General features: G+C 49.8%; 11 protein-coding genes. 1 reads left to right on the forward strand and 10 read right to left on the reverse strand.

The features are described from left to right. Positions 1–170: 170 nt before the first annotated feature. The 4 genes from Q8O92_16125 to Q8O92_16140 form a co-directional block, all read right to left on the reverse strand. The gene (locus tag Q8O92_16125; GenBank protein MDP2984847.1) at positions 171–3260 is read right to left on the reverse strand and encodes an efflux RND transporter permease subunit; all 3090 of its coding nucleotides are present in this window, start codon (positions 3258–3260) and stop codon (positions 171–173) included. 75 nt (positions 3261–3335) lie between these two features. Continuing rightward, a complete protein-coding gene (locus Q8O92_16130; GenBank protein MDP2984848.1) occupies positions 3336–4709 on the reverse strand; it encodes an efflux RND transporter periplasmic adaptor subunit in 1374 nt (457 codons plus the stop codon). A 171-nt stretch (positions 4710–4880) separates the two neighbouring features. Next, complete coding sequence (locus tag Q8O92_16135; protein MDP2984849.1) at positions 4881–6110, reverse strand: TolC family protein; 1230 nt, start codon at positions 6108–6110, stop codon at positions 4881–4883. A 186-nt stretch (positions 6111–6296) separates the two neighbouring features. Beyond that, positions 6297–6596 (reverse strand): hypothetical protein, encoded by a 300-nt coding sequence (locus tag Q8O92_16140; GenBank protein ID MDP2984850.1) that lies wholly within the window; start codon positions 6594–6596, stop codon positions 6297–6299. Between the two features lie 350 nt (positions 6597–6946). On the opposite strand from Q8O92_16140, the gene Q8O92_16145 reads away from it, so the two are divergent. Further along, the gene (locus Q8O92_16145) at positions 6947–7420 is read left to right on the forward strand and encodes a hypothetical protein (GenBank protein ID MDP2984851.1); all 474 of its coding nucleotides are present in this window, start codon (positions 6947–6949) and stop codon (positions 7418–7420) included. A gap of 117 nt (positions 7421–7537) precedes the next feature. Here the strand turns inward: Q8O92_16145 and Q8O92_16150 are convergent, their stop codons facing one another. The 6 genes from Q8O92_16150 to Q8O92_16175 form a co-directional block, all read right to left on the reverse strand. Next, on the reverse strand, positions 7538–8683 hold the full coding sequence (locus Q8O92_16150) for an LptF/LptG family permease (GenBank protein MDP2984852.1): 1146 nt from the start codon (positions 8681–8683) through the stop codon (positions 7538–7540). A 2-nt stretch (positions 8684–8685) separates the two neighbouring features. After that, entirely contained in the window at positions 8686–9888 is a 1203-nt protein-coding gene (locus Q8O92_16155; GenBank protein ID MDP2984853.1) for an LptF/LptG family permease, read from the reverse strand. Positions 9889–10155: 267 nt separating this feature from the next. Next, a complete protein-coding gene (locus Q8O92_16160) occupies positions 10156–11298 on the reverse strand; it encodes a divergent polysaccharide deacetylase family protein (protein MDP2984854.1) in 1143 nt (380 codons plus the stop codon). A gap of 20 nt (positions 11299–11318) precedes the next feature. Next, positions 11319–11900, reverse strand: coding sequence for a hypothetical protein (locus Q8O92_16165; protein ID MDP2984855.1), 582 nt, complete (start codon positions 11898–11900; stop codon positions 11319–11321). Between the two features lie 317 nt (positions 11901–12217). Then, positions 12218–12790 carry a hypothetical protein gene (locus Q8O92_16170; protein ID MDP2984856.1) on the reverse strand — a complete coding sequence of 191 codons (573 nt, stop codon included), beginning with the start codon at positions 12788–12790 and terminating at the stop codon, positions 12218–12220. A gap of 3 nt (positions 12791–12793) precedes the next feature. Further along, the gene (locus tag Q8O92_16175; protein ID MDP2984857.1) at positions 12794–13702 is read right to left on the reverse strand and encodes a site-2 protease family protein; all 909 of its coding nucleotides are present in this window, start codon (positions 13700–13702) and stop codon (positions 12794–12796) included. Positions 13703–13829: the final 127 nt, after the last annotated feature.

Genomic DNA, 13829 nt, shown 5'->3' on the forward strand with positions numbered 1-13829 from the left:
ATCGCTCAAATTAGGTCGGAATGAAATAATCAAATGTTGTGAAGTTAACATAAAAGGGTGTAAACTATACTTACACCCTTTCCTCTGCTTCAACGGTGATAAACCTTGCTATGTCCCTGTCGCAATATTATTTCCTCACGAATGGGGGACGTCTCGACTGTTCGTGATTCTTACTCTTTACCCAATAAGTAGTACAGGCTCGGCACGACAATCATATTCAATACTGTGGAACTGAAGAGACCCCCCAGGATGACAATTGCCATGGGAGTTTCGATTTCCTTTCCCGGCGCACCGCCGCCCAGGGCCAAGGGAATAAGTGCGAGGCCCGTGGATAGGGCGGTCATGAGAATGGGGCTCAGCCGCTCCATGGAACCTTGCATTATCGCTTTCTTAAACGGTAATCCCTCGCTGATGAGCGTCCGATAATGGGTTATCATCATGATGCCATTCCGGGTGGCAATACCGAAGAGAGCAATGAATCCAACAATTGAAGCTACGCTGATGATTCCGTTACCAAAAAAGACCGCCCAAATACCACCGACAAATGCAAATGGCAGACTCGTAAGAATGAAAAGAGCAGATCTGATATCCTTGAAATGGAAATACAGTATCAAGAAAATAGCAGCAAGAGAGAGAACGGTCAGAAGAACCAGGACTCTGGTCGCCTTCTGCTCACTCTCAAACTGCCCTCCATATTCGATATAGTAGCCTTCCGGAAGAGAAACATTTCGGCTGATGCGGTCCTCGATATCGTTGATCACACTCCGTAAATCGCGGTCGGCCACGTTGGATTGAATCACGATCTTGCGTTGCACGTTTTCCCGGCTGATGACATTGGGACCGGTATCATACCGGACTTCCGCCAGTTGTTCCAGCGGTACTTTCGGTCCCAGCGGGGTATCGAACAGCGCATTCTTGATCTTATCGATTGAACCGCGGTTCCGCTGGTCATATCTGACGATCAAATCATAGTTCTGCTGTCCATCGAGAACCTGGGAGGCAACCTCTCCATTGAAGGCGATATCGACGGTTTCCGACATATCCTCCACGGAAACCCCGTATACCGCCATTTTATCACGGTTAAAATCCACCTTGACTTGAGGTACATCCACCTGCTGCTCAACCGCGAGATCAACCACCCCAGGTATACCCGCCATCTGGGACCGGATTTGCTCCGCAAGAGACCGCAGCCGGTCCAAGTCCGGTCCGAACAGCTTTACTGCGATATTTGCGCGTGTTCCGGAGAGCATATGATCGATACGGTGGCCGATAGGCTGGCCGATAGTGATGTTCGTACCGGGAACCGTTGCGAGCGAGTTTCGGATCTCATTTAAAAAAACTTCCTTTTTCTTCCCGTTCAACTCGAACCGCACATCAATCTCAGCGCCGTTGACTCCCTGAGCGTGTTCGTCTAACTCCGCCCGCCCCGTCCGTCGCGCCGTTGATTTCACTTCCGGGTGCGCAAGAAGGATGTTTTCGATCAGATTCCCGATCCGGTTGGATTCGTCGAGCGACGTTCCGGCCATGGTCACTGCACTGAGTGTCAGGTTCCCTTCATTGAATTCGGGAAGGAAAGATCGTCCCAGGAAAGGCAGTGCCGCGAGCGAAAGAACGAGTATAATGATTGAACCGGCGATCACGCTTTTTGGAAAGCGTAAAGCCGAAACCATTATCGAATTGTAAGCATGTTTCAACCAGGTTACCACCCGGCTGTCGCCTTTGTTTCCAGTGAACTTTGCATTGGGAAGAAGCAGGAAGCACAAAACAGGAGTGATTGTTACCGCGACGAGCAAAGAAGCCAGAATTGAAATGGCATAAGCAATTCCCATGGGCCGCAGAAGCCGTCCTTCCACTCCGCTCAGGAAAAACAACGGGAAGAAAACGATAATCATGATATAGGTTGCATTCACCATTGACCATCGAATTTCGTCCGACGCTTTGTAAATGACCTCGATTGCGGGCAGCCGTTCGATCTCCGGCCGCTGTCGATTTTCCTTGAGTCGGCGAAATACGTTCTCCACATAGATAATAGCGTCATCAACCAGCGCACCGGTTGCTATAGCCATACCTCCCAGAGTCATGGTGTTGATCGATATATTCATGAATTTGAAAACAAGGATGGTAATCATGAAAGAAAGGGGAATGGCCAGTGCGGAAATGAGGGTGGTGCGGAAGTTCCCCAGAAACAGGAACAGCACGATGATAACCAGAATCGCTCCATCACGCAATGCATTGGTAACATTGTTAATCGCAACCTGAATGAAATCCGCCTGGCGGAAGATCGTTGTATCGATCAGGATGCCCGGAGGCATTATTTTCCGAATATCAGCAATCGTTGCTTCTATCCGGCGGGTAAGTTCCAGGGTATTGGCGTTGGGCTGTTTCTGCACCATGACGATGACCGCGGGATGGCCGTTCACCGAGCCGTCGCCGAACTTTTCCGCGGGTCCGACCCGCACTTCCGCGACATCACGGATCAGGACCGGCACGCCGTTCCGCACGGTCACAACAGATCGTGAAATATCATCCTGGGTGCGGATTCGTCCCATACCGCGAATGAGATACTCCTGCCCTGCGTCCATGTATACGCCGCCGGAGGAATTGTTGTTACACGATTCCGCCGCACGGAACACTTCGTTTAAAGAAATACCGTAAGCTGAAAGCTTTTCCGGCGAAACCAGAATCTGGAACTGCTTTACCTCACCGCCGATAGGAATAACCTGCGAAACTCCCGGCACCGAAAGCAACCGTCTCCGCAATGTCCAGTCGGCGAAAGAACGGAGGTCCATTTCGGACAGGTCGTTTTTTTTATCCGGATCGATCTGTGCCCCGATCAGCATGATTTCGCCCATAATCGAGGTAATGGGGGCGAGCACCGGACGATCAACGCCTTTGGGGAGAGACGATTCGGCAAGCTGAAGTTTTTCATTCACTATCTGGCGGGCGATAAAAATATCGGCGCCCCAATCGAATTCCACCCAGACAACGGAAAAGCCCGCCGCACTGGCTGACCGGACACGTCTTACCCCGGTCGCCCCGTTGACCGCCGTTTCTATCGGGAATGTCACCAGCGTTTCCACTTCTTCTGAAGCCATGCCGTGAGCCTCGGTGAGAATAGTCACCGTCGGAGCGGTAAGGTCGGGAAAAACATCCACCGGCAAATTCACCATGATGAAAAGGCTTGCCCCGGCAAGCAACAAGACGGATGCAAGGACTATCAGCCGGTTTTCGAGTGATAATCGGATCAATTTATCGAACATACATCATTCCCCTTATTCTCAAATATCATTGATGCTCGTGAGTCGGTGTGAAACACCACTTCTCCGGTCATTGCCTCAGTGAGCATGACCATGGCCGGTGGGGATAACCGTGGAAAGTGACGCCAGCTTGACCTGGTACCCTCCCGCAGTAACTACCCGCTCGCCTTCGTTCACCCCATGGAGAATCTGTACATAACCGCCATCGGCAATACCAGTCGTTACAATCCGTTTCGAAAATGATTCTCCCGCCGTGTGAATGAATACAACCTGATGCTTGTATTCGTTGTACACGGCGTGAGCCGGGACAGCGAGCACATTAACCGCTACATCCGTTCGGACCGAGATATAGGCGAACATACCGATTTTCAATCTGTTTCCCGGATTATCCATTTCAAAAACCACCGGTACCGTTCGTGAATCCCTATCCACCGTACCGCCGATGGTAACTATTCGACCGTTGATATCCCGGAGTTCGAACATGCCGGAATTCCCTTCCACCGTGAAAGAGGCATCGTGTGTCTGTTCGATGCTCTGCAAGTAAATCAGCGGAACTTTGGCGATGAGGTGAAGCCGCCGAGGATTGACCACGGTGAAAAGCGCCTCACCCTGATGGATCGCTTGCCCGATACGCACATGAGCGTTTTCCAGAACACCGTCAAGGGGAGATCGCACCACATACCGGTATTGTGTCGTCCCGCTCTCTTCCGACATGTCCCAATCCAGAACATTATACACGGTTTTCGCGGCTTCGTATTCTGTTCGGGCATCATCTATTCGCTTCCGTGAAACGGCGTTTTCCGCGGTCAGGCTTTGAACTCGTTGCCATTCCGATTCCGCCTTACGGTAAGTGGCATGGATGAGGGCTATCTCCATCTTGGTTGAGGCAAGCGGTGTAATAACTCCCAGCACCTCTCCCCGCCTGACTGCGGCTCCTTTTACCGGAAACCGTCCTCCCGCCGCTCCACTCATTATGCCATCGACCGGGGTAACAATATCGGCATGGGAATTCGGCGCCGGTTGAATTTCCCCAACTGCTTTGATCGATTTGTAAAGCGTATGTGTTCTCGCCGGTTCGGTACGGAAATCGATTTTCCATTGCTGCTCTTTGAGAAAAGAGATTACTTCCTCCCCAGAGGCGGTTTTTTCGGAATGGGGAACAGAAGCCGCATCAGGATATACTACGATCTCACCGATATGCACGGTATCGGATACTTGCGTTGTATGCAGAATCAAATCCAGCGAATAGGTTCCGGCCTGAGTAAACGTTGCTTTCGGACGGAAAAATCCTGGACGGGCGGGAGCATCGACTGAAACGGTGATTGCGGGAGCATTGTCCAAAGTGAAGATACAGGCAAGCGTACCCTCGGTAATTGGTTTGAAGGAAGACATATCAGTCATGTGCGCCGCAAATTCCACTTCATGTCCCGCAACCAATGCTGGGTATTCCATGAAAAGCTCAGTTTTTTCAGACCAGACAGTGACCGCAACCCCACTGTCATCATTTTGATCAAGATGCTGTTCAAGCGAGGAAACATCCCGCGAATTACATCCTTGAGGGAGTACGGCAACGGCCAAAAACAATATCAATGAAAGAATCCGAATCATATATACCTCGTTTCTTTAATGAATAATAGATCGCCCGGACGCACGTTCGAGCGCGTATACACTCTGGAAATACCGCTGCTGCAGATCGTAATAAAACCGCCGGGACTCAATATACACCTCAACCGCATCGAGGAGTTCGACCAGTGACACCTCACCGGTACGGTACGAAACATACGCGGCTTTAAGCACCTGCGCCGACGAAGTGGTAAGCGAAGATGAGGACTGCGCGAGCATTTCGGTATATCGGACGCAGGAGTTGTACGCTTCCTCTATCTCCAGCGCAATTTCATTCTCCAGAAGTTCGACCATGCGTGTCGAGTAATTCATATCGGCTCGCGTACTGATCAGTTCCCCCTTTTTCAGGTCGAACAAGGGAAGAGAGAGCCTGGCTTGGAACACCGGTCCCCGATACCGGCCAATCTGGCGCTTATACCCCATTCCCAAGATGAGACCAGGGAGCCGGTTCCGGCCGGTTTCCTTCACCACGGCGCGGTGTTCGTCGAGTGTAGCATGCGCGGCGAGCAGGTCGGGACGGTTCGGCATCGTGGCAGCAAGCAATTCGTCGAGCGCCGGTAGAGATACGATCTGTCCATCATCGAAAGAGGTCTGAAGTTGCTGTTTACTTTGTTCTCCCAGGAAAAACATGAGCCGTTTGTATGCGTTTGCGGCGTCAAGGCTGGTCTGGCCGCAGGCGTTAGTGTAGCGTGCGTATTCGAGTTCCATGCGATTCATTTCGAAGAGAGATATGTCGCCCTTTTCGTACCGGGATCGCATGTCATTCCGTATTCGGCTGATTTCCGCTTCCGCTTCCGTGCAGAGCAGGTGAATCCTTCCGGCATAGTGACACTCCAGAAACGCGGCCCGAACATCATAAGCCAATCGCCTCTCAATATTCGTATAATTGTGCTGTTCCCGGAGCACCCGCGCCGAAGACGACGCCAGCCGCGGCCCCCGTCTCCACAAAAAGTCAAGGGGTTGATCAAACATGATCGTCGACTCCCCGGTAGACAGCCCGCCTTGGCTCAGATCTTCACGATAGTATGAGAATTCGGGATTCGGTATGGCGCCGTCGGTTGTTTTCATTCCCCGTGCTCGCTCGATACGGCTTTCCTGCATCGCCAGTTCGGGACGCTGTGCTAGAGACCGACTCACCGCTGCGTCGATGGTAATGACCGTATCTTGAGCTTCGAGTACCCTCGGGCTGTATAACACCACGCTAATCAGAATGAAGAAACATATACGCATCAAATAGATCTCCTCACCAGCATGCCGGGTATCTCTCAGAAAAAGAGCCCGAGCTGCTTGCTCTACAGGAATAATTCTGGAATGGAGTTTCTGACGGAGCTTTCTGTGTCGTATTCCAGGACATATACGACCATGAACTTCGCATACGCTCGGATTCAATCATTCAGAAAGCGACTGGAGTCTCATTTAGGAGAGCGGCGGAGAGAGAGTAGTTCTGTAGAGAGTAACAACATGGGGAGGGGATACGGAAGGGAATGCCCACTTGCCATCCGTATGGAATTGAGTATTGACTCTATCGTATATATCTGACGGGGTGTCGAGGAAGACAGCGGAACACAGGAGTTCTTTATATCCGATAAAAATGTTCCCATTCGATATCTGAGACATACTGCAAGCAACTGAAAAAGCCCCATGCACATCGATACCCCCGTGATAGGAGTCATCGTGGGTGACTGGGTTGTTAGCCGCCGCAAAGATTGAGTGCATATGGCATACTTCCTGCGTTCCTGCACTGTCGGTTTCAATATCGTGAATATGAAACCAGGGGAGGAGAAAGGAGAACGCAAGATGTACGATGCAGGCCGTCACAACGGCAATCGGAGAACGGGAAGGGGAAAAGAACATAGAAATAATTTCTCATTCGTTATACTTCTACGATATACGAGTTTTGATTAAAATAAAGTCTCTTTCGGTGAAACGCAACAGAATTTTTCTATCGGCATATTCGGCGTGTGTTTCCCACCCTTAGTTCCGTTGATGAACGGAGTGCACCCAGTAGTTCATCTCTTGACTTGGGTACGCCGGTGATGGCGGGAAGATGACCGCGGAAGGGGTCATTGCCCTCGCCCACGGGCAGGGGTGCGATGAACTGGTGCATCGCGGGGATTCAAGGACTTCGGTCACGAAGAATTGCCCTTCAAACGGTTCGCGCCGAATGCGGCTTATTACCTCATGGCGGTGGCGTTCTTCCTGTTCGAGAGCTTCAAGGAGGACGTCTGCGCCGAGGTGGTCCCGGTCACCGCCTATGCCACGGCGGAGCGTCGAACCTTGATCGATTGCGCCGCCAAGTTGGTTCGTACAGGAGGCAAAATTATTCTCCGGGTGACTGCGGCAACCTGGAAGGCGCTGCAATTCGATGTATTGTGGCAACGGAGCGAATTCCCACACCGGTTCGCCCAGGCGTAATCGTATACACGACAGCCAAAAAATTCACTCCGGATACCCTCAAGGGAGAGGTACGCCCGCACCTGCTCACCGTGCACGCCATACCACCTCCTGTTATCGGGAATTCATCAGTAATCGTCGCATGATTACCTTCTCTCGCGTTGAATAACAGAACAATAAACCATCTATACGAGTAAAATAAGTTTCGTTTATGACAAATCGCTCAATTTAGGTAATATAATCTTTGGACCTTGGACTATCTTCTACTTACTCGCTTTGATAAGCAGGACCAGACCGAACCAGAAGAATATCACATTTGAGAGCCAGGCGGCGATCAGGGGATTCATGGCGCCGGTACGTCCCAGCACCTGGAAAATATTGATGAGGGTATAGAAAATAAAACTGATCATCAGCGCGATGCCGAATGCTGCGGTTTTTCCCATTTTGACTGAACCCGCCGCCAGCGGAGCTCCAAAGAACACAATCACAAAGGAAACAAACGGGAAAGCAATTTTTAGATAGAGATCGATAAGCCACTGTGAAGCATTTCCTCCCTTTTCCTGGATTCCCCTGATAAAATTCCGCAATTGAAAATAATCCATCGATTCCGGTTTCAGATCTATAACTGCAAAATCTGAGGGTTGCCGCATCTTGAAAGGAACCTGCAGAGAAGGATGCAGTACTGCTTTGGCACCATCTCCGGAAAAAGTACGCTCCACTGCGTTGTAAAGTGTCCAACTGCCCTGCGTATAAACCATGTACTCGGCATCTATCCGTGAGGCAATCTTCTTAATATTAGCTTCTCCGTCATTGTTCACGGTCGTTTCCTCCGGTTTGATGATAAATACATCCCGGGCAGTATTTGTTTTGACGTGGAAACTGGCGGCATGGATGATTCGGCCATCCCTGTTCATCAGAAAGACATCGTCGCGGTCCAGTTCATGGATTTTAGAAAAAGACAGGTGATAATCGAGCGCTTTATTGCCCATGCGCCGAGCGTTGATAATGTCGCCGATATCCTGGTGCTGGATATTTGCCCAGGGCACCACCGTTTCGGCGAGGACCATCCCCACGACGCTCATGAACAGGGCAAAAACATACAGTGGGAAAAAGGTCCGGTAAAGGCTTACCCCGGCGGCTTTCATGGCAGTTATTTCATTGTCTCCCACCAGCCGCCCCAGGCTGAACATGGTGGCGAGCATCATGGACAGCGGCAGCGTAAGCACCATAATATACGGCAGGTAGAACAGGTAGAAGAAAAAAATAAGCATTAATCCGGCATCGCTGTCAATAAAGCGATCCATCATTTCGACGGAATCGATCAGAATGAAAATGACTGCGAATGCCAGAAGGGAATATCCGAGGAAGGATAAAAACTCTTTGAGCAGATATCCGGTAAGGATTCTCATGCTCATCTCCTCGCGGCATAACGGAAAAGAAACAATCCCATGATTCCCATGATTATATTAGGCGCCCACATGGACAGCCAGGGTGGTATCAACATCCGGTCGCCGGCGCTCTCTCCCCCGCTGAGAAACAAGTAGTAGACAGCGAAAAATCCGATGGATATGCCTATTCCGATAGAAGCTCCGGAGCGCTTCACCAGGATTCCCAGGGGTGCGCCGAGAAGCACAAAAATTATCGCCGCAAAGGGTATGGAGTCGCGCTTGTTCATCTCCACTTTGAAGGAAGCAATCTGCCGGTTATTTATTTTTATATTCTGCAGAATCCGGAGGGAGTCATCCTGGACCGGTTCACCCCTCATTTTCCGGAGCAAATTCCTTCTCTGTATCGTATTCTCAGCCTGAAACTTCTTCACCTCTTCGCTCATCATGGAGGAAAGCATGGTACGGTCATTGCGTGAATTCCGGTAACCGGTATCGAGCCTCGAATCCATGCTGAAATTCTGGCTGAATTCCTTGAATTCGACCCGGACATACCGCTCCGGATGATGCGAATCCACATGGTGTACCTCGCCGTTTCTCAGAAGAAGAGTCAGACCGGCGCTGTCCGGATGGGTGATGAATCTTCCCGTTTCAGCTACAATCAAATCCTGATAAAACCCCCGGAAGCTGCGGAAAAGGGAAATTCCTTTCAATTCTTCTGTGGAATAATCAATGGATTCCACCCGTATCGTTACCGAAGGAATATCGTTGATGAACTGACCCTCGCGATTGTTAAAAGTAAGGAACGGTTTTTTAAAAAAAACCGCTGCGCTCAGGTTGCTTGCCCGGTAATTCGCCTCCGGAAGAATAGTATTATTGAACCACACCATACCAAAGGCGATGAGCGCAGAAATGACCAGTATGGGGGCCACAATCCTGTACATGGATATTCCTGCGGCTTTCATGGCGATAATCTCGCTCGCGGCGCCCATCCGGCCGAACGCCATCACCGTGGCTACCAGCACACTCATCGGCACCACCAGCGCCACCATATATGCAAGACTATAGGCAAATATCTTCGTCAGAACCAGGATTTCCACACCCTTGGATATGAGCGCCGTCACTATCTCGAGCATGAGTTTTAGGATGAGAACAAACATGATCACGCTGAAAGCGAAGAAAAATGGCGCCACATGCTCGCGGATGACATATTTATAAAAAATATACATGAGATCCCTTTCCGATATACTCAGAAGATAATATATAATCTGAGATTGAGCATTTCAACCGGAATGAAAGGTTTACTGAATTATCCATGACGACACATTTTATTGAGTTTCTTGTCAAAATAGATGCCGAAACGGTTGCTAAAAGATGCGCTGCGCTTGCATCGTTCCCGCGAAGCGGCAACAAGTTCGGCATGACATGTGTCATCATGAACTCGTTTCAGGATCTAAATACTCAAAACATTCGTATTTATGTCGTCATGTATGACCTCACTTCACCATATCCGCAGCCTGTACAAACCGTATCCCCTTTTGGACCAGTTTGGGAATGGTTTTTTCCAGTACGCTTATGGTGGTCTGACGGTCGTGCCCGATAATGATCACCGGCCCATTTTTAAATGCTTCGTTCGCGAGCGCGAGAAGCCGGTTTTCGATGTCGCCCTGATTTCCTTCGCTGTCGATGTATCCTGTCATCTCTGCGCTTTTTACTCCCACTCTCTGCGAAACCATGATGCCTGTCGATTCCAGAGAGGTCTTTGAATCAATGAAAAAATAATTGTTAGACTTCAGAAAATTCATTACCGCCTCCATGATCTGCACATCCTCAGTTGCTTTTGAACCCATATGGTTGTTGAGGCCCTGAGCGCCCCTGACGCTTTTGAATGCCCGGGCAAGTTTTTCACTGACTGCTACTTCGGAATCGGTTGTCAGAATGAAGCCTTTCCCGGGGATTTCACTCCGTGATTTCGGCTCCATGGGCATGTGGAGGATATAGGGTATATCATTACGGGCGGCGAACGCCACCGCCTGAGCGGTATACTGCCGGAAAGGCAGAATGGATAGAGTAACCGTCTGCCCCTGGTTGCAAAGGCGTCTTATATTTTCAATCGGCCGAATTCCCACATCATCGATAATAATCGCCGCTTTTGCCTGTCGGGCTTCCAACGCCGGGTTTTTTCGGAAAATCACTATATCTGTCGGAGTGGCTCTCGTTCCCAGAGTCAGGGTCAATGATTGACCGTCGGCGCTCTCAGTCCCGGAAAATACTTTGCCTCCGATCTTACAGGCAGCGGCGCTCACTTTCAGATTCAGGAAAGTCAGCGAGGTAGTGGATGGGATGGTCACCGTATAACTGTATCTCAATCCGCTTGCCGTCGACCGTGATTCCGTTCGTTTGATATCTTTTTGGGAAATGCCGTACTCGGAAAGTGTGGAAATGAGCATGGCGGATAGCTCCTGTGTAAACATGTCCGGGCTGGCCTGGACAGCTTTAACAGAACGGGGATTCTGAGCGCTTTTAACACGGCTGGCAGTATGCCACTGAAATAAAGCAACCCCTGCCGCAATAAGTGCGGCGAGGGGCAGAAGAACAGAGAGAATGGGAACGATCCGGGATTTCTTTTTACGGGGCAAACAGCGGTCTCCGAGCAAAGTTACGGCGTAGTAAGGTCATTCCACTGGATAATGGCATACAGCTTGGACTGGCGATCCTGAACGAATTTGAATTCCATAAGCTGATGTATTTTAAAGTCACCGTATGTTTTTGTGAATATATCCATATCGATTAAATAGGTTTTCACCAGCCAGACTTCGTTCGGGTGCTCGTCGACTATCACTGCGCCATTCGGGGGATTCGGGACATCTTTGCCCCATTCCTCCATGCTTCCGAATTCGCTCGAAGTGAATACGAACGAAGTACAGTTATTCATGATGTTTTCAATAACTCGTACATCTTCAGATTTGGAAAAGCGGATATCAAGGGTATCGGTCTCCGATTTGCTCGTGTAAAAATAGTTATCATGGAGACAGTCGCGGTAAAAATTGATATTGAGTTGCTGGAAAGCCACTTTCAGATTGTTGACCACTTTATCGGGTGTGGCAGGTATTTCGATTTTACCATCGTTCGTGGTTTGTCCGGAATCTTTTTTCGGTGAGAAGATACATGAGCCGGTAAAAAGGGCTGTTAAAAATGCGATAAAAAGGCAAAAACAATTTCTTCTCACGATTCTTTTCATGGGATTAACCCTTTAATCTTTTCCATCTGGTGAAAAGTATACTAGCACTAGTTTCGGCATCTTTTCCAAATGATAGAGGCTTTTGCAAAAGTCGTTTTATACGTAATAAGAAAACGAACTTTTAAACTACAGCCCCCTATCCCTCGGTACCTTTCCCCCGAAGGGGGCAAGGGATATCGTTGCTTAACAGTCACTTCCTGCCCCCTCCGGGGGAAGGATGTCCGAAGGACAGAAAGGGGGCTGCTTAAAATATCGACTTAGCAAAAGGATCGATAGATTAACATTATCGAAAATTATCCGATTATGCAACAGAAAAATTAACTGTACCTCGCCCGCACCGCTCCCCAGGAATCTTTGTTAGGGTCTTTAGGGTATCCACGGTGATCTACCCAGAGATAAATGCTCCATTTTCCTGAATTTTCAATGAAATAGAGCCAGGCTTCTCCGTATATGTCCTCTTTGTTTTCTCTACCAAAAGTGAGCTTATACCAGTATTTGTACATCTTGTCACCGGAATTGTATTCAGGTGTACGGTAGGTTGTAAGGGAAATGGTAAATGTCGAATCCGGGATAAAATAATTCATGACGAATGCTGATTCCTTCTCACGGTTCCAAGTGCTGCGAAATTCCTGTTCATATTTCAGCGAATCCAGCGGATCGGGGCTGAAAGTGAACGGGTCGCTGAAAACGTCCATGTAATCCTGGATGCTCTTGGTCCTCAGCGATTCAACGAGGTTGTTCAACACCTTTTCGGGCGAGGTTGGCGGCAGAATAACAGCGCCTCCATCCGGAGGAGTCTGGGGAGTCCGCGTGCTGAACGGATTATTGCATGACAGCAATGAAATTACCGCGAGAGCGGCGCCGAAAATAACGAAAATAGAGCGCTCCATTCTTCATCCCACCTTTACCGGAACCGGTATGATACAGAGGATGAATATCACAATCGCTGCCACAGCCGTGATGATACGAACCGCCCCGATGTCCGGCTCCATACGGTCGGGATAAGGATGCCGGGTCCCGAAAAAGAGCGAGAGCAGCGCCCAGACAAACCATCCGCTCCAAAATGTCAGGCCGAGCAGGAGCAGGAGCGGTATCCGGATGCGGCGGAACAATTCATGTAAGCGCGGTGAAAGCGCAAAGAGAATATGCCCGCCGTCCAGTTGCCCGATGGGCAGAAGATTGAGCGCGGTAATAAAAAGCCCTATCCAGCCTGCAAAAGCGATGGGATGCAGGTTCAGGTCGTAGTGGGCCGGGATGGGACCGATCAGGAAATAACTGAGAATTTTGAAAAGCAGCGAATCGCCGAGGATAAGGTATTCATGTTGAGTATGCAGAGGGACGATCTCGGACATTTTAAGCCCGATAACACTGGCGATGACCGCGAGGATAAAACCGGCTATCGGACCGGCCGCGCCCACGTCAACCAGCGCTTTACGGCTGGGAATGGAAGATTTGATGCTGATCACTGCGCCGAATGTTCCGATGGGTTGAATGGGCGCCGGGATAAAATAAGGAGGAGTAACCACAATCCCCCATCTCCTCGCGGTAAAATAATGGGCAAATTCATGGATGCCCAGAATGCTGAGGATGGCTATGGAATAGGGAAAACCTTTTGCGAAATTGCCCCAGCTCTGATACGGATTCGCATCGGTCACGAGCGCTCCCATGGTGGTCGTGGTAAAAACGGTCAGAAGGAAAAGGAGGATATGGAGCGCATAGTTGGTTTCCCGGACTGGAGGCTGCTCCGGATTATCCCTGAAATAGTCGTCCCCGGGACGGATGATGAATTTTCTGTATTGCATATCAAACCGAATTGGGCATGAAGTTGGCTTATAGTTTTCGAGAGCTTCAGAACTACAGCCCCCTAAATACTACAGCCCCCTAAATCCCCCGAATGGGGACTTAAAAGACTGAAAGACAATCATTCAC

It is taken from the genome of Candidatus Latescibacter sp., from assembly GCA_030692375.1.
Taxonomy (GTDB): domain Bacteria; phylum Latescibacterota; class Latescibacteria; order Latescibacterales; family Latescibacteraceae; genus JAUYCD01.